We start from the raw sequence: 25,133 nt of genomic DNA, 5'->3' as shown, positions 1-25,133 counted from the left end.
ATGGATTTAGCAAAATTAAGTACTGAAACTAGAAATCCCAACAGTATGACGTTAGATACAATGTCTGTTGCTGAGATTCTAAATTTAATGAATTCTGAAGATCAAACCGTTCCTCAAAGAATTCATGAGCAATTACCTCAAATTGAAGCTGCCGTGGAAAAAGTTATTCAACAGTTTAAGAATGGTGGCCGTCTAATTTATCTCGGTGCTGGTACTAGTGGCCGCTTAGGAGTACTTGATGCCGCTGAATGTGTTCCAACTTTTGGAACTGACCCCACTCTAGTCCAAGGGCTTATTGCTGGTGGTCAAAGTGCTATGACTGTAGCTGTTGAAGGTGCTGAGGATTCAGTGAACCTGGCTGAAGAAGATTTAAAAAATCTACAACTAAACAAAAATGATTCAGTCGTTGGCTTGGCTGCTAGTGGTCGTACGCCTTACGTTATTGGAGCCTTGAAGTATGCTCAAAAAGTAGGAGCTGCTACAATCAGTATCTCTTGCAATAAGGATGCTGAAATTTCTAAATTTGCCGACTGCCCTATTGAAGTCGTCACCGGACCAGAAGTCTTGACCGGCTCAACCAGATTAAAGGCTGGTACTGCTCAGAAATTAATTTTAAATATGATTTCTACAACTTCAATGATCAAATTAGGCAAAGCTTATCAAAATTTAATGATTGATGTTAAACCTACTAATGACAAATTAGTTGAACGTTCTAAACGAATCATTATGCAAGCTACTGATTGTGGTTATCAAACTGCCGAAAAGAATTTCTTAGCAGCAAATAAAGATGTCAAAGTTGCTATCATCATGATTTTAACTGGTACAGATAAAGATACTGCAATTAAAAATCTTAAACAAAATGATGGCTTTGTAAGAAAAGCTATGAAGGAGGATTAAATTATGGCTGAGAAAAAAGAAGAACGCCTTGCACGTGAGATCTACGCTGCTGTTGGCGGTCCCCAAAATGTTGAAAAGCTCATTCACTGTATGACTAGAGTAAGAATGACCATTAGAGATTACGATAAGGTCGATATGGAAAAGTTAAAGGCAATTGAAGGAGTATTAGGTGTCGTTCAAGAAGATACTCTTCAAGTTGTTGTTGGCCCGGGACTTGTTAATAAAGTAGCTCAAGTAATGATCGATCAAGTCGGCGTGAAGTTAGGTCAAGAATTTCCCAAAGATTTAGACAACAATACTGATGAATCGCACATGACTGAACATCAAAAGGCTAAGGCTGAAGTTACTGAAAAAGCTGCTGAATTTAAGGCTCAACAAAAGAAGAAGATCAAGCCTTCAAAAACTAAGGCTGTTTTAAAGTCAATTTCTAACATCTTCGTACCTTTGATTCCCGTTTTCGTTGGTGCTGGTTTAATTGGTGGTATCGCTGCTGTTCTTTCTAATATGATGGTGGCTGGCGATATCGGCAAAAACTGGAATGAATTTATTACCGTTTTAAATGTCATTAAAAATGGTGTCTTTGCTTATCTAGCAATTTATGTTGGTATCAATTCTGCTGAAGAATTTGGTGCTACTCCTGGTCTCGGTGGTGTGATCGGTGCGGTTACACTATTAGCCGGGGTTGATCCTAAAACGCCTTTACAAAATATCTTCAACGGCCAAGCTCTTTCCGCCGGTCAAGGTGGTATCATCGGTGTTATTTTCTCAGTTTGGATTTTAGCAATGATCGAAAAGAGATTGCACAAAGTTATTCCCGATTCTATTGATATTATTGTTACACCCACGATCTCACTTCTAGCGGTCGGTATCTTTACCATCTTCATCGTTATGCCAATTGCTGGTGTCGTTTCCGATTCATTGGTTGGTTCTATTATGTGGGTTCTAAAAGTTGGTGGAGCTTTCTCTGGATTTATTCTCGGATTATTCTTCCTACCAATGGTTATGTTAGGACTTCACCAAATTCTTACTCCTATTCATATTGAAATGATTGATAAAACTGGTTCAACTTTACTTCTACCTATCCTAGCTATGGCCGGTGCTGGTCAAGTTGGTGCTGCTTTGGCACTTTGGGTTCGTTGCAAGAAGAACAAGAAACTAACTAATATGATTAAAGGTGCTTTGCCAGTTGGTTTCCTTGGTATTGGTGAACCATTGATCTATGGTGTTACTTTGCCACTAGGTCGCCCATTCATTACTGCATGTATCGGTGGTGGTATTGGTGGTGCCGTCGTTGGAGCCTTTGGTAACGTTGGGGCTATTGCTATTGGACCATCTGGTATTGCTTTAATTCCTTTGATCACTAATGGACATGTACTCGGCTATATTTTCGGTCTTCTAGCAGCCTACGCTGGTGGTTTCATTGCCACATACTTCTTCGGTGTTCCAGCTGAAGCTAGAAAAGCTACTGAATTAGATTAGTATGGAAAGCTTAATATTTTCAATTAAACAGGCTTTACCTAATTTAACTAAGACCGAACAAAAAATTGCTAATTATATTATTGAATACCCTACTGATGTCACAACTATGAGTGTTCAGGATCTAGCTCAAAAGATTCCTACTAGTTCAGCTTCGATTGTTCGTTTCAGCAAATTGTTTTGTCCAGATACTGGTTTTTCTGGTTTTAAATTACGTTTATCCGCCGAAAGTGACCAAGATAGTGAAATTTATGACGAAATTTCACCTAATGATTCTATGGATGACCTCAAAAAAAAGCTTTCTTTTCGAATTAACCAAACTATCTTAAGAACCAATACAGCTTTGACGGACGCTAATTTAAATTCAGCCATTAAAATTCTGCATGAAAAGAATCTAATCGTTAGTTTTGGAATTGGTGCCTCACATATCACCGCGGAAGATTTTCAGCAAAAGTTTTTTCGAATTGGTAAAACTGTTATTACTAACAATGATTTGCATGTTATTAGTACGATTCTTCTAGCAAAAAAAGAACAAGCCGCTGTGGTAATTATTTCTAATTCTGGTGAAACTAAAGAAGCAATTGAACTGGCACATCTTGCAAAACAAAATAAAATACCTATAATTGTATTAACGCATAATAATGTAAGCGCATTAGCAAAATTGGCCACTGTTGTTCTGGTTCACGATGACAGTACTGAAAATAGTTCTTTGAGAAGTGCCGCAACGACTTCCTTAATTGCCCAGTTCTATGCAATTGACTTGTTGTATTATAGTTACTTCAAATTAGATTTTTCAAAGCATGTCAAAGAAATCATTACTTCACAAAAATATATTGCTAAGAATTTTAAGGAGGAAAGTTAAAATGGGGTTATTTTCTAGAAAAAAGATTGACGAATTCGTATCACCTGCTAATGGTGAACTGATTCATTTGGATAAAGTCAGTGATCCAGTTTTCTCACAAAAATTAATGGGCGACGGATTTGCTGTAACTCCTAGTGATAATGAAATTGTTGCTCCTATCGGTGGTGTTATTGGCACAGTTTTCCCAACTAAGCATGCTTTGATGATCACCTCAGAACATGGCTTGGAAGTAATGTTGCATCTAGGTATCGACACAGTTGAATTAAATGGCAAACCCTTTGAAACTTTTGTTAAAGAAAACGACACTGTTAAAGCAGGCCAGAAACTAGTTTCAATGGATCTTGAACAAGTCAAAGCTGCTGGTAAAGATACTTCTATCATGACGATCATTACTAATTCTGATGCTGTTAAAGATATGGGTGATTTTGATGAAAAAACAATTTCAGCAGGTGATCCTGCTTTAAAAATTACTGTTAAATAGTAATTCCTAATCAATAGAAAATCCTTGTGTGGTAATCACACAGGGATTTTTTACATTCCATTGCAATTGTTTTTTGTGGGAAAAATTAACAAAATGTATAATGAAATTAAAAGGAGGTTTTATTATGGTAAAAATCCCTTATCTCACTGGCTTTGAAGCTAATCTTAAAACCAGACATATTTCTGACAAAGCTCATACCGAATATATGAACTCTTTAAATGATTTTTTTAATTACACTATTCAACACAACAATGACTATAAAATATCGGAAGATATTAAAGATGTTCACGAAATGGATGTTCGTTTATTTAAAAATTTTATGCTCGATAATCTGCAACTCAGTCCCAGCACGATCAATAAAGTTATTAGTAACCTTAATGTCTACTTCAAATATCTCTTCAGTACTAAAAAAACGCCCGAAATACCAACTTTAAATATCAACAGTGTAACTGTACCCAAACAGTCAGATTTCCCCGTAGAGGTCTTCTTAAAGCTTCCTGAATATCTTAAAACTGATTTAAGTATTTACACGAGGCTATTAATTTTGATTATTGCCAAAGGATTCAACTATAAAGAAGCTATGCAAGCAGATTTTTACAAAAAATTCAATCAATTATCATTTGACAAAGATGAATTACAGTTCTTAAATTTATACAAAGCGTATATTGAGCCTTATCGCTCTTATTGGAACAATAACAATCTATTCCTAAGTCGTAATCGTGGTGCCAATACCCCTTTATTGACAGTACCCGCTATCCATCGGGATCTAAAAAAAGACAGTGAAAGTACAGGCTTGGACTTATCTCCTAAAAAACTTTACACGACTTTCATTCTCTTAGCATTAAGCACTAAAGAGCTATCTACTGATCAACAAAGAGCTTTAGATGCTTTAGATACACCTTCCTTGATGTATTACCGTCGACTTAAACGCGAAACAAACTTTGACATTTAAAGAGAGTGAAAAAATGAAGAATATTGCAGTATATTGTGGCGCATCCACAGGTAATGATGAAATTTACAAAATTGGAGCACAAAAACTTGGTCATTGGATTGTATCTAACAATTATGGTCTAACGTACGGTGGTGGTCGCTTTGGACTTATGGGAGCTGTCGCTAACAGTGTCTTAGCAGAAGATGGCTTCGTTCACGGAATCATTACTAAAGAACTCGCTGACCGTGAATTGTCACATAATCAACTTACTAAATTAGATATCGTACCAGACATGTCGCAACGTAAACAGGCTATGCTTGATGATTCCGTTGCAAATATTGCTTTACCTGGTGGTCCGGGAACTTTGGAAGAGATCTCAGAGGCTTTCTCTTGGACTATTATCGGCGACAGTACCAATCCATGTATCTTTTATAACATCAATCATTACTATGACGAATTGGCAAGTTTCTTCGATTCCATGACTAACCAAGGATTCATGGAAACAAGAACTCGTAAAACCCTGCTGTTCAGCGATTCCTTAACAGAAATCGGGCAATTTATTCAATCCTATACCCCACCAACAATGAGAAGTTATAATAAATAACATGAGCATATTACTTCCCTATTTTGACAAATGGGGTTATATTCTAGGCGTCAGATAGATAAAGATATCTGACAAAAATATACTCCTTAGATATACATTACAAAATATGATTTTCTCATTAATACTACGTACAAATAAATATCCTCCCAATTTTGTATTAATTAATAAAAGATAGACCAATTAAATGTAAACTCTCTGATATATAACAAAAAAACACGTTGGAATTAATTTTCCAACGTGTTTTTATTTTCTTCTTTTATAGGAATGATGTGATAATCCCTGCTATGACGACTAGAGCTAATCCAGCTAAGATAGAACTCATTTCTTTCTTAGTCTTTCTCTCGTGAAGAATATAAACACCACCAAGAGTAGCGATAATAACATTCATTTGTGAAAGAATAAATCCTGTTGCCAAACCATTGATTTCAGGACGAGCTGAGATCAAATATGTTAAAGCAGCAAAAGCAAAGAAAAATCCAGAAATCAGATTAGTGTATGAACTCTTAGTTTTAAATGGCTTAGATACACGATTGCTCTTAGTTACTAAGGCAAAAATCGTTGCAACGACAGCCATACCCAAAGCTTGTGGCAAGAATGCTTCAAAACCATCTAGATTTTGAATTGCCTGTGGAAAGGCTGAATAGCCTAAATATCCTACTTCGGCACAAAGAACTAATAGTACACCTTTTACAGCGTTAGCTCCGCCTTCTTCTTTAGGAATTTTATTTTCTGTATAAGTAGTTAGATAAACACCAAAAATAATTAAAGCAATGGCAAAAAATCCAATAACTTTTGAAGATGTCTTAGCCCACTCACCAAGTACTAAAACACTCCAAAGTGATGCTCCAATTAATTGAAAACCTGTTGAAATAGGCATTGTTCTAGAAACACCCATTTCAGAAAATGCATAAAATACCAGAATCTGGCCTAATGACCAACAAGCACCTGACAAGAATGTGTATAAAAACTCTTTACCACCTAGCATTGGTGTTTGGCGAACTATGGCCACGATGATTGCGGCAATCAATGTACCATAAGTTGCTCCTAATATTTGATTTACTGGCTTCCCACCAAATTTACCAGTAAGTACGGGGAAAAATCCCCAACCAATCATTGGTAAAAGACCAATAACTATATTCATTGCACTCATTAAAAAACTCCCTCTTTGCAATTGAAATTAAACAATCCATTATCATCAATATAAAAACTGCTAGACAAAAAATCCAGCAGTTTTTGACAATGAAAATATTATAACAGAAATGCGAATACGTTTTCAACATTTACATAATATTTAACTGTCAATTTTCATTGATTTATTTTATGTTTATTAATTAATTTCCTAAATAATCATAAACTAATTTTAAAAATAGAGATAGTAAATTTTAATAAAAAAATGACATTTATAAGATAGATTACGCTACATACCTAATCTCTCATAAATGTCATTTATTCTTTAAATCAAATTAATTAACAAGCATTACTTATTGAATTGATCATTCAATGGAGGTACAACTTGTTTTTTACGTGATACAACGCCAGGCAAAGCAGCTTTGTTATCAGAAACCTTAGTATTCAAGGCAGCTTCAAATTTAGCAATTGCGGCATCATCACCAATAACAAGACCAGTTGTGTCACTTGTTAAGATATTTGTAATCAAAAGTACAAATAGATTGTAACCTTTATCGGCATTTTCAGCCTTAATATCCTTAACAAAGTCACTTTCACGCTTTAAAGTATCATCAACATCAACAGTATTTACTTGGGCTACACGTACACTGTTACCATTCATGTCAAAGCTCTTAGCATCCATATCGATCAATTCTTGAGTTGTCTTGCTGTCCAAATTAGTACCAGCCTTTAACATTTCAAGACCATATGATTCATAGTCGATACCAGCAGTTTTAGCCAAGCTCTTTAAAGCTTCGCGGTCAACATCAGTTGTTGTAGGTGATTTCAATAGTAATGTATCTGAAATAATTGATGAAGCCATGATAGCAGCAATCTTAGCTGGAACTTCAACTTCATTTTCATTATACATTTCCCAAATGATTGTACTTACACAACCAACTGGTTCAGCACGATAATACAAAGGTAGAGCTGTTTCAAAGTTAGCAATACGGTGATGATCTACGACGTGAGTAATTTCAACATCAGCGATATCATCAACACTTTGTTGTCTTTCATTGTGATCAACTAGCATAACTTTTTTAACTTCACCATTAATGGCTGAAATGATACGTGGATATTTAACATCAAAATGGTTATAAACAAACTTTGTTTCAAGGTTTGGTTCACCTAAAGCAACGGCTTCAGTGTTGTAACCTAATTGATTTTGTAAATATGAATAAGCAACTGCTGCTGAAACAGCATCAGTATCAGGATTTTTGTGTCCAAAAACTAGTTCTTTTTCCTTTGGCATGTGTACTATACCCCTTTATAAAATTTATCTAGAAGATTTAAGACGATCAATATAACTCATTTTATCTAAGAAATTATCCCACTCACTCAAGAATTCTTGAATTCGCGGAATCTTTTCTTTATCTTCTCGATATACAAATGATAAATCACTTGATATAGCAGGTTCAAGTGGTGTTTGATAAAGTTTAAACATTGATTGATGTGCAATGCAAAAACTCAATGGTAGAACCGTGTAAACATCATCGGATTCTTGAGCAAACTTCAAAAGTTGATACGGTGATGAAAATCTTGCAATAACTTTTGGAGAATCTACTAAAGCATCCCGGAAACGTTCTGCCAACAATTCCGAAAAGTAATAAGACTTCAAATAAGTTGCCCAAGGTTTAGCAACTGCATCCTTGTAACAAACAGACTTACGTTTACTAAGCTTTTCATTGTTGTGAATCAACATTATGTTATCACTAATGATTTTCTTAGATTTATATATCTTCCAACTTTTAATATTCTTGTCAGGTAAATACATAATAGCTAAATCAATTCGATTATTTTGGATATTGTCCCAAAGTTCTTTACGGGTCAAAAGATTCAAATCAATAATAACATTAGGATTGATTCGATTGTATTCAACAATAAAGTCTTCCAAAACAACCGATTCAGCAGTTGATAACAAACCGATACTGATCGTACCGCTCTTTTCCGAGGACTCCTGTTGAATCTGATCAGTCACATTGTTGATCAAATCAAACATTTGATGTGTCACTTTTAATAGGGATGTTCCAGCGTCAGTTAAATAGATCTTCTTTCCGACACTATAAAACAATGGTGCCCCTACAACACGTTCTATTTTTTTTATTTGTTGAGTCAATGCAGGTTGCGTAATTCCTAATAACTGAGCTGTTTTGGTATAACTCATATTCTTAGTCAACTCATCAAAATAATTCAAAGCTTTGGAACTAAAGACTCTTCTTGATTTTTCGTCCAGCAATAACGAATCCTCCTAGGTATTTGTGAAAGTAAAAAATAATGTATTCAATAAGATAATAATACTATATAAAGTGAAACTATGCTCTTTATATTATGCGTTTTCTTCAATCTTTTTCACAAATCTTACTGGAGTACCGTCTGTTGCTGGGTCCATAATAAATGATCCATTAGAATAGCGATCTGTACTTTGGTGATTTGATCGATCAATTTCAATTTCTTTATTAGTATCAGTTACAATTGAAAGATTCATTTCATTTGAAACGTTAGTTACCAACAAAACTCGATGTGGTTGACGTTTCAACTCGCGTAGTGTCAATACTCCACGACGAGCCCGACTAGTAACTGGAATCTCAGATAACTTCATTTGTTTATATGATCCACGTTGGGTCAACAAAGCAATTTTATCATTTTCATCAGTAGCTAAGAAATAATCTGCCAATTGATCATCATCTTTTAGACTAACAAACTTAACACCCATGGCCTTACCACTGACAACAGGAACTTCTTCAATTGGAAAAGCTGAAGCATATGAATGCTTTGTAAAGACATATACTAAATTTTTGGCATCTTTTTCAACATAATAAACATTCATCACTTCTGAAGCCTTGTCTTTTAACTTACAATATTTTGATGCTCTAGATTTATAAGTTCGCCCTGGCAACAAGTCACTAAAAGCAACTTGCTTAATATAGTTTTCATTAGTTGCCACTAAGAAATTACCAGTCTCTTTCAAATCCTTAAAGACAAACGCTTTTAAGATTGATTCGTCAGAATCTAGTCCAACTTCTTGGGATAAATGAGATCCAGTATCTTTCCAACGACTATCTTCAACTTCAAAAATTTGACGATAAATCAGATTTCCTTTATCAGTAAAGATGAATAAATGGTCCAAAGTATTAACATTTTGATCAATAATTGGATAATCTTCATCTTTTAGACCATTGTCAGTTTCACTTGATGCTTGATATGAGCGAAGACTACTACGTTTAACATAGCCATCATGACTGACTAACAGACGTACGTCTTCACTTGCTACCATCACGCGAGTATCGACCTCAATCTCTTCGACCTTGGCTTCAATCTTAGTCCGACGTTTATCAGCGTACGTATCACGCACAGTAAGAAGTTCTTTTTTAATAACATTCATCAAAGTTGTATGATCGTCAATAATCTTATTTAAACTAGTGATTTGATTACGTAGACCCTTATCTTCTTTTTCCAATTCGGTAACATCAGTATTAGTTAAACGATAAAGTTGCAAAGAAACGATTGCTTCAGCTTGCTCTTCAGTAAACTGATACTCTTTTATCAAATTATTCTTAGCATCAGATTTATTCTTACTACTACGAATAGTTTTGATTACCTTGTCTAGAATTGATAAGGCTTTGATCAAACCTTCAACAATATGAAGACGTTTCTTGGCCTTAGTTAAATCAAAATGGCTTCGACGTAAGACGACGTCTTTTTGATGTTCAATATATTCCTTCAAGATTTGAACTAAACCGACCTGTTGAGGACGCATGTCAGCAATGGCAACCATGTTAAAATTGTACGAAATTTGTAAATCCGTATTCTTAAACAAGTAATTGAGAATACCATTAGCATCAACATCACGTTTTAATTCAACTACGATGGAAAGTCCTTGACGATCAGATTCATCACGAACTTCAGCGATTCCGTCAACCTTCTTCAAGACACGAATTTCATCCATCTTTTTAACTAATTGAGCTTTATTAACTTCATATGGAATCTCTGTGATTACGATTTGAGACTTATGACCTCTGATCTCTTGAATAGAAGTCTTTGAACGTAAATATACTTTGCCTCGACCAGTCTTATAAGCATCCCTTATTCCGGCTTTTCCTTGCAAAATACCACCGGTTGGAAAATCTGGTCCCTTAACAATCTTCATTAATTCTTCCAAAGTTATGTCAGGGTTATCGATCATTTTGATTGTGGCATCAATAACTTCACCTAGATTATGAGGTGGAATCTCAGTCGCATATCCAGCTGAAATACCAGTAGCACCATTAACCAATAAATTGGGGAACCTAGCTGGTAAAACTTTTGGTTCTTTCTCAGTATCATCAAAGTTCCATTCTTCATCAACAGTATCTTTATTGATATCTCGAAGCATTTCAACAGAAATTTTACTCAATCGAGCTTCAGTATAACGCATCGCAGCGGGTGGGTCTCCATCCATTGAACCATTATTACCGTGCATTTCAATCAAGGGATTTCGTAACTTCCAATCCTGCGATAAACGTACCATGGCTTCATAAATTGAAGAATCTCCGTGAGGATGGAAATTACCCATAACATTACCAACACCCTTGGCAGACTTTCTAAAGCCCTTGTCATAAGTATTGCCATCCAAAAACATTGAATACAAAATTCTCCGTTGAACTGGTTTTAAACCGTCACGAATGTCTGGTAAAGCTCTTTCTTGAATAATTGATTTTGAATATCTCGCAAATCGATCTCCCATGATTTTTTCGAGCGAGATATCTTGAATTTTAGGAGAATTTTCAGTCACTATTTATCACCTATTCCTTATTCAATAAATCGTCAACGATTTTACTGTCAATTGGATCAGTTTCATCAACTTTTTCCAAGATATTGTCGCCTTCTTCAGTACCGTTAAAGCGAACATTACTCTCGATCCAATCACGACGTGGTTTAACCTTATCACCCATCAAAGTTGTAACACGACGTTCAGCCAAAGCTGCATCGTCAATATTAACTCTGATCAAGATGCGGTTTTCCGGGTCCATAGTTGTCTTCCAGAGTTGATCGGCATTCATTTCACCAAGACCTTTAAATCTCTGCAAGTCATATCCTTTACCCATTTGTTTGATATCTTCTTGTAATTCATCTGGTGTCCAAGCATATCTGATTTGAGTCTTAGCACCCTTGCCTTTTTGCAATTTATAAAGTGGAGAAAGTGCAATATAGACGTGACCAGATTCAACTAATGGACGCATATAACGATAGAAGAAAGTCAGTAATAAGATTTGAATATGAGAACCATCATCATCAGCATCGGTCATAATAATAACCTTATCATAGTTACGATTCTCCAACTTAAAGTCAGCACCAACACCGGCACCAATTGTATAAATCATCGTATTGATTTCTTCATTTTTATAAATATCTTCTAATTTTGCTTTTTGAGTATTCAAGACCTTACCACGTAATGGCAAAATAGCTTGAAATTTACGATCTCGACCTTGCTTTGCTGAACCACCGGCAGAATCACCCTCAACTAAGAACAATTCGTTTCTATCTGAGTTTTTCGATTGTGCTGGCGTTAACTTACCGGAAAGCAATCCATCAGTTTTCTTATTCTTTTTACCGCTACGAGTACTTTCACGTGCTTTTCTAGCCGCATCCCGTGCTTCACGCGCTTTAAGAGCCTTCTTAACAAGCATTTGAGCCTGCTCACCATTTTCCATCAAGTAGAAACTCATTTGTTCATAAACCAACTGATCAACAGCCGAGCGAGCTTGTGGAGTACCTAATTTTCCCTTAGTTTGACCTTCAAACTGTAAGATCTCTTCGGGAATTCTGACAGAAATGATAGCTGAAAGTCCTTCACGAACATCACTACCTTCAAGATTTTTACTATTTTCCTTTAACAAGCCGACTTTTCTAGCATAATCATTAAAGGCCTTAGTTAAACCAGATTTCATTCCGGCTTCATGTGTCCCACCATCAGCAGTACGAACATTATTAACGAAGGAAATAATGTTTTCCGAATAACCGTCATTATATTGACCGGAAAATTCAATTTCAATATCGGAATTAGTTCCTTCAACGTAAAAAATACCACCAAGTGTATCTTTATCTTCATTCAGATATTTAACGAAAGATTGTATTCCATCTTCATAATGAAATACATCTTCTTTAGTTTCATCACCACGTTTGTCAGTGATCGTAAACTTAACACCTTTAAGCAAGAAAGCTGATTCCCTTAATCTTTCCGCCAAAGTATCATAGTTAAACTTAGTTGTTTGAAAAATTGAAGAATCTGGCTTAAAGCTAATAGTTGTTCCGCTGCTTTCTTTAGTAGTCCCTGTCTTCTTTAAAGTTCCAACTGGGTGACCACCATTTTCAAAACGTTCTTCATAAACTTTGTGATCACGAACAACTCGAACTGTCATCCATTCTGACAAAGCGTTAACTACTGATGAACCTACACCGTGCAGACCACCAGAAGTTTTATAACTATTCTCTGAGAACTTACCACCAGCGTGCAGTACCGTTAGAATAACTTCAATAGTTGGCTTACCTGAAGCATGCATCCCTGTTGGCATTCCACGTCCATGATCAACCACGGTAATACTACTATCTTGATTGATAGTGACATTAATTTCTTTACCGAATCCAGATAAAGCTTCATCGACCGCATTATCAACTATTTCATATACCAAGTGATGTAATCCACGTGAATCAGTGGAACCAATGTACATACCAGGTCTTTTTCGTACAGCTTCCAATCCTTCAAGGATTTGAATTGACGAATCATCATAAGATGATTTTGGCATTTATATCATTCCTTTTTCATTTACTGCTAAATCAATATTCTAGTATTATAACACTATTCACGATATACGAATATACGTTCGTATTCAAGAGAAATCTTTTAATTTTGAGTAAAATAGTGGATAATGTCTAGGTTGGTATTTATAATTCTCCTAAAAACACCATAGAGTTACAATATACCAAAAAATAAAGCTGAGAGAGTGATTTTTTAATGAAACTTCTCATTTGTGCAATTTTAGCCTATCTAATTGGCTCGTTTCCGACTGCTTATATCGTCGGTAAAGTATTCTTCCACAAGAATATTTTTGACTACGGTAGCGGTAATGTTGGAACCACAAATGCTTACCGAGTCTTTGGTAAATTTGCTGGAACTGTTGTTTTGATCGTTGATATTTTGAAAGGAACTTTGGGTGCCTTGATGCCTGTATTCTTTGGACTTGACCGTCATTGGATTCTATTTATCGGTATCTGTGCCGTTATTGGCCACTGTTTCTCAATCTTTCTAAAATTTCGTGGTGGCAAGGCCGTCGCAACGAGTGCTGGTATTTTACTAGCATATAATCCTTTGTTGTTTGTGATCTGCTTTATCTTTTTAGCAGCTATCGTCTATACAACTAGTATGGTTAGTGTGGCCAGTTTAACAACGATTCTTTTCTTTACTATCGCGACTCTGTTCTTGCATGATTGGATCTTAACAACCGTCGCTGCAATTGTTACTGTCATTATTTATGTACGTCATATTCCTAATATCAAGCGACTACTTAAAGGCCAAGAAAACCTTGTTCCTATTGGATTAAGGTACAAAAAACAACAACGTGAGAAACAAAATTCAAAATAATTATTAAAGCATAAAACTAATTTTAGTTTTATGCTTTTTTTGTCATTAAAAGATACATTTATCTTCCGTTACTGATAAAATAATAATAAAAGCGTTATCAGGGGAGGCTCACAATTGAACAACTACAATTTGCCCACTAGAGCAGAATATCAACGAACGCATAAAAAACAGAAAAAACATTTTTACAAGAAGTGGTGGTTTTGGTCAATCATCATTATCATTCTCCTAACTGGTGGTGGTTTAACGGGGATGAAGATGACCTCAATGGGTCCTTTTAGTCAATCATCTTCTCAAAAAACTACCAAAAAGAAATCTTCCACCAAGAAGAACACTAAAAAGAAATCTGGAGTAACCATTCCACAATATAGCGGAATATATTTAAATGCTGAAAGTGGAACACCAATGGAAACAGTTCAACAAATCCTTGGAAAGCCCTCTTCAACTTCAACTACCACTCAAGGTGATACTAAAACTGAAATCAATACATGGAATAATATTAAAAACGGCCAGTTAGGTTCTAATATGAAGGTTAGTTTTACTAATGGACATGCTGTCAGCAAGTCTATCACTGGCGTTAAAGTTAATCGTGAACAGAAATTAGGATTAGACGCCTATAGTTCAATTCAAAATGGTCAATCAGAAGATGCCATCTTCACTAATCTTGGTCGTCCAAACAATTACAATGAAACAATCGCTTCTGGCAAAGATGTTAAAGAATATACCTACTCTTCTGGCGTTAAGGGCAACACAGGAGCCAATTTTATCGTTACTTTGACCGACGGTACTGTTAGCGGAAAAAGCCAGACAGGAATCAAATAAAGCTGTTAAATCAATAATCTTATTTTTAACGACATTTAAATTCTAAAGACAAAAAACCACTCAATTAATGAGTGGTTTTTTCTTATTATTTAACTGAAATTGAGAAGTAGGCTTCAAATTGTTCCTTAGGAGCTAACTTATTAATAGCGTATTTATTCTTGAAATTATTGTCGCTGTCAGTCTTATCAGCTAGTCCCCACCATGGTTCGATACACATGAACTTACCATTGTCATCAGGATATGTTGACCACATACCGAAGAACTTGGCGTTACCTGTATCTAATGTTAACTTGTGATTTGACTTGTCACTTGAGATCGTCACTTCTGCCGGTTCACTTAAACGATAAACCACAGCATCATTAACGAAGTAATCGCGAGTCATTGGGAAGTTTTGGTTCTCAACTTTCTTTTCACCATTTAAATCAATCAAATGATTGTCTATTGGAATATGAGTTCTTGCTTCAAGTGGATCGATTGAAACCTTGTAATCCTCAAATTTCAAACCTTTATCGAAAGGAACTTCAAATCCAGGATGAGCACCAATTGAGAAGTACATGTCATCTGATTCTTCTAGACTGTCAACCAAATAAGAAATTTGAACTGTATCTTTAACAAGTTGATAAACAATTCTTAATTTGAAATGGTATGGATACTTTTCAAGACTTGCTTCACTGGTTGTTAAACTCAAAACTAATTTTGAGTCAGTTTGTGAATCTAGAGCAAATTCTTGATCACGGGCAAAACCATGTTGTGTCATCTTGTATTCTTTACCATCTACAAAATAATGGTCATCCTTTAAACGGCCAACAATTGGGAACAATACAGGAGCATGTCTACCCCAAACGTTCTTGTCGGCTTGCCAGATAAATTCTGAATCTTCATTATTTACAATGCTGTTCATTTCAGCACCTAATGAATTAACTTTTAATGTTAAATAGTCGTTCTTCAATTGATAAACTGTCATGTTTTTCCCCCTAAAGAATATAACGTGAAAGATCCTGATCTTGAGCAATTTTACCAACTTGTTCATGAACATATTCACGAGTGATGGTAATGTCACCCATTTGCATATCTGGTCCTTCATAGAGAATATCTGCCAAAATCTTTTCCAAGACAGTAGAAAGTCGTCTAGCACCGATATTCTGATTACTATTATTCAATTCAAAGGCAATTTTTGCAATCTCTTCGACAGATTCTTTAGTAAAAGTTAAATGTATTCCATCGGCTCTTGTAAGCGCTACATATTGTTTTGTCAAAGCATTGTCTGGTTTAGTCAAGATTTGAATAAAGTCGTCTTCAGTCAAGTCATTTAATTCCACACGAATTGGGAAACGTCCTTGAAGTTCAGCTATCAAATCACTTGGTTTACTTTCGGCAAATGCACCGGAAGCAATAAAGAGAATATGATCAGTATCAACGGGACCATATTTAGTGTTGATTCTTGAACCTTCAACGATTGGCAAGATATCACGTTGTACACCTTCACGAGAAACTTCACCTGAAGTCTTCTTATCACCAGCAGCAATTTTATCAAACTCATCAATAAAGATAATTCCATTATTTTGAGTTTTTTCAATTGCCTTTTGATAAATTTCGTCATGATCAACACGCTTTTGTGATTCTTGTTGAATCAAGAGTTCACGGGCTTCTTTAACAGGTAAAGTTCTCGTGATTGTTTTCTTAGGCATCAATGAATCCATCATCCCTGACATATCAATACCCATTTGACCCATTTGATCGTCCATTGGACCAACTTTTTTTGACTCTTCAACTTTGATTGTTACTTCTTCATCTTCAAGTAAACCTTTGTCTAATTGTTCCTTAACGGATAAACGTTGATTACGAACATCATCAGTAACCTCTGAATTAGCATCAGGATCTTCATCTACAGTATCAGCATTATTAAAGATACTGCCAAGATTTTGACCACCATTTTGCATGCTATTTAACATACTCATGAAATCATTATTATTTTGCTTTTGTTCTTTCTTAACACCAGGAGCAAGTAATTTCACTAATTTCTTATCAACGTCACGACGAACTTCAGGTCTAATTTCTTCAAACTTTTCTTTTTCGACCATTGAAACAGCAACACTAACTAGGTCACGGACCATTGATTCAACATCACGTCCGACGTAACCTACTTCAGTAAACTTAGTTGCCTCGACCTTAACAAAAGGAGCGTTAACAATTTTTGCTAAACGACGAGCAATTTCAGTTTTACCAACACCAGTAGGTCCAATCATCATTAGATTTTTTGGTGTAATTTCTTGTTGTAGTTTTGCTGGTACTTGCATACGGCGGTAACGGTTGTATAAAGCAATCGCTACAGCCTTTTTAGCATCTGTTTGACCAATAATATAATTGTCCAATTGGGCAACAATTTGTTTCGGTGTTAATGTGTCCATTTACTAATCTCCACTCTAAAATTTATCTGAAATAATATTTTCGTTAGTAAAAATATCAATACTTGATGCAATCTTAATTGCTTCGACAGCGATTTGTTGTGCGTCCATATCCTTAGCATGACGTTGCATAGCAATGGCTGCTGCTTGGGCAAAGTTACCACCGGAACCAATCGCAACAACATCTTCATCTGGTTCAATAACTTCTCCACTACCTGAGATCAATAGTAAATTATCCTTATCCATCGCAATCAAAAGTGCCTCTAATTTTTGCAATGTAGGGTCTTTACGCCAATCTTGAGCCAATTCCACAGCAGCACGTTTCAAATTACCTGAATAGGCCTTTAATTTCTTCTCTAACCAATCTTGGAGAGTGATGGCGTCAGCAACACCACCGGCAAAGCCAATAATAACCTTGTCATCATAAATTCGTCTTACTTTGTGAGCAGTACCCTTCATGATGTACTTTTCGCCCATTGTAACTTGACCATCACCAGCAATTGCAGTGTGATCATCATGCTTAACAGCAACTATTGTAGTCATTGATTTACCTTCTCTATCTTGGAAAATATTTTTTATAATCTTTTTGTAAATGGTCCATTGTCACGTGAGTGTAAATCTGAGTCGTCGAAAGACTTGAGTGTCCTAATAATTCTTGGACGGTTCTCAGATCGGCACCATGTTCAAGCATGTGTGTGGCAAAGGTATGACGTATCATATGCGGATGAATATCAGATGTCAAGCTCGTTTTCTTGATAATCTGATTTAAAATATATTCAATTCCTCGACTAGTCAAATTCTTGCCCCGGCTATTTACAAAAACATATTGGTGATCTTGATGATATTTTGTCATCAAATCTTTTCTACCTTGATCAAAGTAAGTTTCTAATGCACTCTTAGCAAAACTTCCAAAAGGAACATAACGATCCTTGTCACCTTTACCATGTATTAAAACGATTTCATTAGAAAAATCCAATTGATCTAATAATAGATTAGCACACTCACTCACCCGCATGCCAGTGGCATAGAGCAATTCTAATAAAGCGGAATTTCTTTGGGAGAGTGGATCATCACCTTTAACTGCTTCAAATAATTGTGTCATTTCTTTCTCATAAAAGAAATGCGGCAATTTACGACCCTTGTGACGTAACTGTACCAAGTCAAACGGATTAGCCTTGAGAAACTTATTTTTAACTAAAAAATTATACAAGGATCTCAGTGCCGAAATTCTTCGAGCAATCGTTTCGTCTGCATAATTTTTTTCGTCTAAATAAGTCAAATATGTTTCTACATCAATTCGTGTGACTTTAGTAAATCCTTTAAATCCACCATTTTGGTCTAAAAAAGAAACAAAATTATCTATATCTTCTAAATAAGATTTTTTTGTTTCTTTTGAGTAGTGATGATTAACCATTAAATTGTCTACAAATTTATCGATTAATTCTTTTTCTATCATTTATTTTTGAATATCCTCTTCATAATCTCCGTTTGGACAGATTACTTGACGGCCACCTTTGACCTTCTTTTCAACTAGATAATGACCATCCTTAGGACAATCACGGCCAATTGGCTTATCCCATGAAACAAAGTCACAGTCTGGATATCTGGAACAACCGTAGAAAATACGATTCTTCTTCGATTTTCTTTCAATAACTTGTCCCTTTTTACACTTAGGACAAATTACACCGATTTCTTTAACGATTGGTTTAGTATTACGACATTCTGGGAAACGCGAACAAGCATAGAACTTACCATAACGGCCCATCTTGATAACCATTGGAGCCCCACAGATATCACAATCCATACCAGCTGGTTCATCTTTAATTTGAACTTTTTCGATTTTATCTTCTGCAGATTCGAGTTCTTTAGCAAAAGGTTTGTAATAACGATCAACAACCTTAACCCAATCTTCTTTACCTTCTTCGATATTATCAAGCTCATCTTCTAAGTGAGCTGTAAAATCAGTATTAACAATATCAGGGAAATATTCTTGGATAAGATTATCAACAATCTCACCTAGCTCAGTAGGTTCAAAACTCTTACCGTTCAATTTAACATAATAACGACGTTGGATTGTATCAATAGTTGGAGCATACGTTGAGGGACGACCAACACCATTTTCTTCTAGAGTTTTAACTAAAGAAGCTTCAGTAAATCTTGCGGGTGGTTGAGTAAAATGTTGTGCCGGATCATTCTTTTCTAGCTTAGCCGTGTCACCTTCAACCAAGTCAGGTAAAATATTATCTTTCTTCGACTTGTCACTGGCACTTTGGTAAACCTTGCGGTAACCTTCGAATTTGATCTTAGAACCGTTAGCTCTAAACATGACACCATTTTGAGATAAATCAACTGTCATAGTATCAAAAACAGCTGGTGTCATTTGACTAGCAACGAATCTTGACCAAATTAAACTGTACAAGCGGAATTGATCACGACTAAGAATATCTTTCAATGATGCTGGAGTTCTGAAAACTGAAGAAGGACGAATAGCTTCATGGGCATCTTGAGCCCCTTCTTGATTTTTGTCCTTACGTTCTTTAACAATAGCAAATGGTTCACCATATTCTTCATGAATGAACTTGGATGCCTCAGCTTCAGCAACTTTAGAAATACGCTTAGAATCGGTACGCATATAAGTAATTAAACCGACTGTACCTTCTTTACGTCCTAAATTGATTCCTTCATACAATTGTTGAGCAATCATCATTGTTTTTCTAGTTTTGAAATTCAAACGTTTGTTAGCTTCCTGTTGCAATGAACTAGTTGTAAATGGGGCGGCTGGCATACGTTTACGTTCTTTTTTAGTAACCTTGTCGATACTAAAATCTTTTTTCTTATCAACTTTACCCAAAACTTCTTGGACTTGGTCATTGTCTTTCAATTCAGCTTTTTTACCATTTAAACCATAGAAGTTAGCTGAAAACTTATCCTTGCCATGTTTGAAGGTCGATTCAATCGTCCAGTACTCTTCAGGAATAAACTTCTTAATGTCGTTTTCACGATCAATCACTAATTTCAAGGCAATTGATTGAACACGTCCGGCACTAAGACCCTTTTTAACCTTTGCCCAAAGGATTGGAGAAATTGAATAACCAACCAAACGATCTAAGACACGTCTAGCTTGTTGAGCGTCAACCAAGTTCATATCAATTGAACGAGGTGACTTAAATGCTTGTTTAACGGTATCCTTAGTAATTTCGTTAAAAACAACACGGTTTTTCCCGTCATCATCTAGACCTAACAAATGTGAGACATGCCATGCAATGGCTTCCCCTTCACGATCCGGATCGGCTGCCAGATAAACTCTTTTAGCTTTTTTAGCTTCTTTCTTTAAATCTTTAATAACTGGACCTTTACCACGAATAGAAATGTATTTTGGTTCGTAGTTATGATCAATATCAACGCCCATTTGACTCTTAGGCAAATCACGAACATGACCAAGACTTGCTACTACGTGATAATTACGTCCCAAATATTTTTCAATTGTTTTTGCTTTTGAAGGTGATTCAACGATCACCAAATTCTTTTGCTTTGTTGATGGCACGTAAAGTGCTCCTTTCCAATGGATCAATTCAAACTGTCAATATATTAATCACAGATTTTTCATTTTGTCAATTTAAAACATTACCAAACATTTTAAATTAATCTTGTTTAATTATATTTTTTTAAGATTAAGTAACGGTGTGGCACCTTGCTCAATCAACATATTGCAGCCAACTGAAAGTTCATCTCCCAAACGTCCTGGAAGTGCTAGAACCTCACGGTTGTTTTCCAAAGCCAGATCGGCTGTAATTAATGAACCACTACGTTCCTTTGCTTCAGTCACAATCAATTTCTGACTTAGCCCTGCAATAATTCGATTTCGTTGCGGAAAGTGCCAAGGCTCAATCGAATTACCGATTGGATATTCAGTAATCAATAAGCCCTTTTGGGCAATCATTCTCTGCAAATGATAATTCTTAGCTGGATAAGCTACGTCTAACCCACTACCAAGTACAGCAATAGTCTTACCATACATCAGTGCTTCCTCATTTGCCATTGAATCTGCACCATTAGCTAAACCGCTCACAATAGTATAACGATTTACTAAACTTGGAACAAGAGAACTAATGCAACGAAAACTATAATTTGTCGCTTGGCGACTACCTACAATTGCTATGCAATCAGTTTTAAGTAAAGCAATATTTCCCTCAAAAAACAATAGCGCTGGGGGATTATAAATTGTTCTTAATAATTGTGGGTATTCGTCATCCAAATAATTTATTGCCATTATTTTCAATGGTGTATGATTGTCTAATAATAGTAGAAACTGATTAAACTTTTCTAAACCCCATTCATTTTTCAACAAATTAAAAGTTTCACCTTTTAGATTATCACTCTTTAACGATATTTTTATAATTTTTAGCATTATTTGATTAGATACCATCCCCGTCATTCGGCATCTAACTAAAAACTCAGTCAATTTTGTCATAAGAAAAACATCACTCCTTTATTCAAAAACTACGGAAGTGATGTTTATTTTTAATACAATTTATTAATTTTTTTGACTGGTGAAAAACTCAAACGATGAATTTTTGTACGGCCTACTTGTGACAAAGCCTCTAAATGTTGCTTTGTTCCATAACCATCATTTTGTTCAAAACCAAATTCAGGATATTTGTGACTATACATCGTCATTAAACGATCTCTTGCCACCTTAGCGACAATACTAGCAGCACCAATACTTAAAGATTTAGAGTCACCCTTGATCAATTTGGTTTGAGCAATATCTACTGGGATAGTCATTGCATCAACTAGAATATGATCTGGTTTAAGATACAAGCGATTAATAGAATCACGCATTGTCAATTCTGTGGCATGATAAATATTTTCTGTGTCAATCAATTGAGGACTACCAACGGCCACACTAATATCAATGGCTTGAGCACAGATCTGTTTGTACAATTCTGCTCGCTTACTTGCCGATAACTTTTTAGAATCATCAACTTCGTAAAGTGTGTTGTTGGCAGGCAAAATAACCGCAGCTGTCACAACTGGCCCAGCTAACGGTCCTCTACCTACCTCATCAACGCCCGCTACAATTTGTTGGCGATCCCAATAAGGCTTTTCCAAGAATTCTTTATGGTGAAAACGATCAATTAGTTCTTGTTGTTTGGTTTGTCTTTTATAATATTGCTCTAATAATTTTTTAATACCAGTCCGCGAATCTTCTGACAATTCAGCTAATAAATCGGCATCAATATTATTCTCGATTAATATTTCTTTAACATCTTTAATCGTATATTTATTCTTCATAGAACTCCCCGGGAACATCAAACGTCAATCGTCCCAGTTTCAACTTACGAACATCATCAATAATTCTACGTGATGCTCGATCATAGTCTTCTTTATACCCAAATTTTTTCGTCAAATTCATTAAAAGTTCTGGTGTTGTATGATTGAAAATATCAGCATTAGTTAAACCATAACTTTCCTGTAATTGCTCCATATAATGAGTTTCAAGAAAGTTTAAAGCATAGATGGCTACATCATCAGGAGCATAGATTTTATCCTTAATGGCACCTGAGAGAGCTAATTTCATACCTACTTTGGGATCATCGATTTTAGGCCATAAAATACCAGGTGTATCTAGTAAGTCGATACCGATACTAGTTTTCAACCAATTTTGATTCTTGGTAACACCCGGTTTGTTACCAGTAATAGCAACATTTTTACCTACCATACGATTCAAAATAGTTGATTTACCAACATTAGGAATTCCAATACACATAGCCTTGATACGATAGTTTTGTACACCATTATTTTCATAACGAGCAATCTTTTCAGAAAGTTCTGAACGAATCATGCTCTTAATTTTGCCTAAACCTTTATTGTGTTTAGCATCCAGTTCAATTGAATTAGTACCTTCTTGCTGAAAATTAAGTTTCCAATCAGCAGTAACTTTAGGATCAGCCAAATCAGCCTTATTCAAAATGATGATATGTTTCTTTTGATCAATTATTTGTTCCAAAACAGGATTTCTTGATGAAAAAGGTAAACGTGCGTCAACAATCTCAAGTACAATATCAACTAATTTAAGTCGATCTTGCACCTGATTTTTTGCCTTGTTCATATGTCCTGGATACCATTGTAGTGCCATTACCATCACCTATTTCTGTTAATTTATTTTTTATCTACTTCTTGATACTTTTGATAAACTTCATCGAAAATCGTCATGCTGGGCAGATATCCGGCATTCAATTCTAAATATTCCGATAACTTTTGATAGTCCTCTTCTTGCTTTGGGAAAGATGAATCGTGAAATGCATTATTAGCAAATTCAGCGTCCGGTTCTACACTTTCAACATTGCGTAAAGTCATTAAATACTCATAAAAACTGCGTCTCATATCTACTCCTTCCTATTGATTATTCGTAATTTTACTATTCATTACTTCAAAGGACAATTTGTTATTTGCTAAATCGATATTCTTAGCACGAATACCATAGCCTTCTTTAGTCGTAAACTTAGTAAACTTCAATAAAATTGTCTTATCTTTACCATTGATGCTGACCCATTCTGGGGTCTTAAAGCTATTCTTAATATAATTCATCACAAAGGAAATTGGCAACGATAAATCACCGATTTTCATTTGTTTTGCTTTTAATAAGACATCCCCATTAGTTTTTGCGTAAGGTTGCATCAAAATCGTAAAGTGAATCTTGGCACCTAAGAATTTTATTGAACCTGTCAATTCTGCATCTTTTTTCAAGATCAATTGATAATCAGTCTTACCATCGTTTAGCGTATTCTTCAAATAATACTGAGCCATTTTATTAGCTTCTTGTTTATTCATATTCACTGTGAAAACTTGACTGTTCTTATCGACAATTGACGATGACACTTGATAATTTTCAGTTGGTGAACTCAAAACCTTAGTTCCAATAAAACCTAAACCAATAATAATAATTGCTGCCAAAGCAATAAATGCATATTTCCAATAATTTTTTTTCATAATTACTTGTAAAGCCACTCCTTTGTTGTCCCATTAACTTCTTCAAATACTTTGTCTGTCATCATATCATAACCGGTCCCATTGGGATGGAAGTGGTCTTTCTTATAGAGATATGGATTAGATCCTGTTTTTTGAATTTTCTTAGTAATACCCTTAGGTTGATATAAATTATTAATATCAATAAAGTGGGTATCGTTGAATTTATTTGCAACTTTTGCTGAACCTTTATTCCAATTAATGAAGGCTACCTTAGCATTCTTAACATTAGACAAATAAATGCTAAATGGATTATAGATTCCAATCAAATAAATTGGTGCCTTGCTATTGTAATTTCTAATATCAGTTAAAAGTTGACTCAAACGTTTATCAAATTGAACCTGTTCGTCAGCAATTTCACCAGCTGTGAGATCCAATCCCTTACGTTGCAATAAATGCATAAAGTCATTACCACCAACGGTTACTGTAATAATATCAGCTTTAGACAAATCTTGATGCATTTTTTGATCAGACTTGATTCGAGCCATAATTTGTTGGCTAGTATCACCAGACACTCCATAATTATGTGACTCAGCTTTTACTTTGTATTTTGATTGAACTTTTTGCGTTAAGCGTGTGACATAGCCACCGCCAACAGATTTAGAATCACCGACCCCTTGTGTTAAAGAATCTCCAATGGCAACAATACTGATATTCTTTTTCTTAGGAATCACTTTTTTCTTGGGTTTTGTTTTTTTAACAGTTTTAGTTTCTGTAACTTGTGACTGATTGTTATGAACAAAATAATAAGCTCCACCACTAATAGCCACTAATAAAATAATTAATCCTATGATCCAAATACTTTTCTTCTTCATTTATTAATCCATCTTTCAAAAAAAAGCTG

Annotated in this window: 24 protein-coding genes; 8 read left to right on the top strand and 16 right to left on the bottom strand. The window is 35.3% G+C overall.

What is annotated here, in order from left to right; all coding sequences use genetic code 11:
* The 6 genes from murQ to LAB100_RS01220 all read left to right on the top strand — a co-directional run bounded on the left by murQ (nucleotide 1) and on the right by LAB100_RS01220 (nucleotide 5,251).
* A complete protein-coding gene (gene murQ, locus LAB100_RS01245; protein ID WP_119326331.1) occupies nucleotides 1-897 on the top strand; it encodes an N-acetylmuramic acid 6-phosphate etherase in 897 nt (298 codons plus the stop codon).
* 3 nt (nucleotides 898-900) lie between these two features.
* The gene (locus tag LAB100_RS01240; protein WP_119326332.1) at nucleotides 901-2,376 is read left to right on the top strand and encodes a PTS transporter subunit EIIC; all 1,476 of its coding nucleotides are present in this window, start codon (nucleotides 901-903) and stop codon (nucleotides 2,374-2,376) included.
* A 1-nt stretch (nucleotide 2,377) separates the two neighbouring features.
* Entirely contained in the window at nucleotides 2,378-3,235 is an 858-nt protein-coding gene (locus LAB100_RS01235) for a MurR/RpiR family transcriptional regulator (RefSeq protein ID WP_119326333.1), read from the top strand.
* A gap of 1 nt (nucleotide 3,236) precedes the next feature.
* Nucleotides 3,237-3,716 carry a PTS sugar transporter subunit IIA gene (locus LAB100_RS01230; RefSeq protein ID WP_119326334.1) on the top strand — a complete coding sequence of 160 codons (480 nt, stop codon included), beginning with the start codon at nucleotides 3,237-3,239 and terminating at the stop codon, nucleotides 3,714-3,716.
* A 124-nt stretch (nucleotides 3,717-3,840) separates the two neighbouring features.
* The gene (locus tag LAB100_RS01225) at nucleotides 3,841-4,668 is read left to right on the top strand and encodes a site-specific integrase (protein ID WP_119326335.1); all 828 of its coding nucleotides are present in this window, start codon (nucleotides 3,841-3,843) and stop codon (nucleotides 4,666-4,668) included.
* A 13-nt stretch (nucleotides 4,669-4,681) separates the two neighbouring features.
* The gene (locus LAB100_RS01220) at nucleotides 4,682-5,251 is read left to right on the top strand and encodes an LOG family protein (RefSeq protein WP_119326336.1); all 570 of its coding nucleotides are present in this window, start codon (nucleotides 4,682-4,684) and stop codon (nucleotides 5,249-5,251) included.
* Between the two features lie 256 nt (nucleotides 5,252-5,507).
* On the opposite strand, the gene rbsU is transcribed toward LAB100_RS01220, so the two are convergent.
* The 5 genes from rbsU to parE all read right to left on the bottom strand — a co-directional run bounded on the left by rbsU (nucleotide 5,508) and on the right by parE (nucleotide 13,200).
* A complete protein-coding gene (gene rbsU, locus LAB100_RS01215) occupies nucleotides 5,508-6,401 on the bottom strand; it encodes a ribose/proton symporter RbsU (protein ID WP_119326337.1) in 894 nt (297 codons plus the stop codon).
* A gap of 327 nt (nucleotides 6,402-6,728) precedes the next feature.
* Nucleotides 6,729-7,670 (bottom strand): manganese-dependent inorganic pyrophosphatase, encoded by a 942-nt coding sequence (locus LAB100_RS01210; protein ID WP_119326338.1) that lies wholly within the window; start codon nucleotides 7,668-7,670, stop codon nucleotides 6,729-6,731.
* A 24-nt stretch (nucleotides 7,671-7,694) separates the two neighbouring features.
* Complete coding sequence (locus LAB100_RS01205) at nucleotides 7,695-8,651, bottom strand: LysR family transcriptional regulator (protein WP_371851206.1); 957 nt, start codon at nucleotides 8,649-8,651, stop codon at nucleotides 7,695-7,697.
* Nucleotides 8,652-8,744: 93 nt separating this feature from the next.
* Nucleotides 8,745-11,189 (bottom strand): DNA topoisomerase IV subunit A, encoded by a 2,445-nt coding sequence (gene parC / locus LAB100_RS01200; protein ID WP_119326340.1) that lies wholly within the window; start codon nucleotides 11,187-11,189, stop codon nucleotides 8,745-8,747.
* A 10-nt stretch (nucleotides 11,190-11,199) separates the two neighbouring features.
* On the bottom strand, nucleotides 11,200-13,200 hold the full coding sequence (parE, locus tag LAB100_RS01195; RefSeq protein ID WP_119326341.1) for a DNA topoisomerase IV subunit B: 2,001 nt from the start codon (nucleotides 13,198-13,200) through the stop codon (nucleotides 11,200-11,202).
* 209 nt (nucleotides 13,201-13,409) lie between these two features.
* Here parE and plsY point away from each other — a divergent pair, with 209 nt between their 5' ends.
* Nucleotides 13,410-14,036: a glycerol-3-phosphate 1-O-acyltransferase PlsY gene (plsY, locus tag LAB100_RS01190; RefSeq protein WP_119326342.1), complete on the top strand. Its 627-nt coding sequence runs from the start codon at nucleotides 13,410-13,412 to the stop codon at nucleotides 14,034-14,036.
* A gap of 114 nt (nucleotides 14,037-14,150) precedes the next feature.
* On the top strand, nucleotides 14,151-14,855 hold the full coding sequence (locus LAB100_RS01185; protein WP_119326343.1) for a DUF3862 domain-containing protein: 705 nt from the start codon (nucleotides 14,151-14,153) through the stop codon (nucleotides 14,853-14,855).
* A gap of 85 nt (nucleotides 14,856-14,940) precedes the next feature.
* Here LAB100_RS01185 and LAB100_RS01180 read toward each other — a convergent pair whose 3' ends face one another.
* From LAB100_RS01180 to LAB100_RS01130, 11 genes are all read right to left on the bottom strand, one after another.
* On the bottom strand, nucleotides 14,941-15,819 hold the full coding sequence (locus LAB100_RS01180; RefSeq protein ID WP_119326344.1) for an aldose 1-epimerase family protein: 879 nt from the start codon (nucleotides 15,817-15,819) through the stop codon (nucleotides 14,941-14,943).
* Nucleotides 15,820-15,829: 10 nt separating this feature from the next.
* Entirely contained in the window at nucleotides 15,830-17,263 is a 1,434-nt protein-coding gene (gene hslU, locus LAB100_RS01175) for an ATP-dependent protease ATPase subunit HslU (protein ID WP_119326345.1), read from the bottom strand.
* Nucleotides 17,264-17,278: 15 nt separating this feature from the next.
* Entirely contained in the window at nucleotides 17,279-17,803 is a 525-nt protein-coding gene (hslV, locus tag LAB100_RS01170; protein WP_057868168.1) for an HslVU peptidase proteolytic subunit, read from the bottom strand.
* Between the two features lie 13 nt (nucleotides 17,804-17,816).
* A complete protein-coding gene (gene xerC, locus LAB100_RS01165) occupies nucleotides 17,817-18,716 on the bottom strand; it encodes a tyrosine recombinase XerC (protein ID WP_119326346.1) in 900 nt (299 codons plus the stop codon).
* A complete protein-coding gene (gene topA, locus LAB100_RS01160) occupies nucleotides 18,717-20,804 on the bottom strand; it encodes a type I DNA topoisomerase (RefSeq protein ID WP_119326347.1) in 2,088 nt (695 codons plus the stop codon).
* Nucleotides 20,805-20,915: 111 nt separating this feature from the next.
* Nucleotides 20,916-21,731, bottom strand: coding sequence for a DNA-processing protein DprA (dprA, locus tag LAB100_RS01155; RefSeq protein ID WP_119326348.1), 816 nt, complete (start codon nucleotides 21,729-21,731; stop codon nucleotides 20,916-20,918).
* Nucleotides 21,732-21,781: 50 nt separating this feature from the next.
* On the bottom strand, nucleotides 21,782-22,555 hold the full coding sequence (gene rnhB / locus LAB100_RS01150) for a ribonuclease HII (protein WP_119326349.1): 774 nt from the start codon (nucleotides 22,553-22,555) through the stop codon (nucleotides 21,782-21,784).
* A complete protein-coding gene (ylqF, locus tag LAB100_RS01145) occupies nucleotides 22,545-23,399 on the bottom strand; it encodes a ribosome biogenesis GTPase YlqF (RefSeq protein WP_119326350.1) in 855 nt (284 codons plus the stop codon). The genes rnhB and ylqF overlap by 11 nt, the downstream gene beginning before the upstream one ends.
* A 23-nt stretch (nucleotides 23,400-23,422) precedes the next feature.
* The gene (locus LAB100_RS01140) at nucleotides 23,423-23,647 is read right to left on the bottom strand and encodes a YozE family protein (RefSeq protein ID WP_119326351.1); all 225 of its coding nucleotides are present in this window, start codon (nucleotides 23,645-23,647) and stop codon (nucleotides 23,423-23,425) included.
* A gap of 12 nt (nucleotides 23,648-23,659) precedes the next feature.
* Nucleotides 23,660-24,253: a YpmS family protein gene (locus LAB100_RS01135; protein WP_246001198.1), complete on the bottom strand. Its 594-nt coding sequence runs from the start codon at nucleotides 24,251-24,253 to the stop codon at nucleotides 23,660-23,662.
* A 2-nt stretch (nucleotides 24,254-24,255) separates the two neighbouring features.
* Nucleotides 24,256-25,104, bottom strand: a complete 849-nt coding sequence (locus LAB100_RS01130) for a DUF459 domain-containing protein (protein WP_119326353.1) — start codon at nucleotides 25,102-25,104, stop codon at nucleotides 24,256-24,258.
* Nucleotides 25,105-25,133: the final 29 nt, after the last annotated feature.

The organism is Companilactobacillus musae, from assembly GCF_003967595.1.
Taxonomy (GTDB): Bacteria; Bacillota; Bacilli; order Lactobacillales; family Lactobacillaceae; genus Companilactobacillus; species Companilactobacillus musae.
Note: the sequence above shows the minus strand (reverse complement) of the source record. Positions and strands in the feature narration are given on the sequence as shown.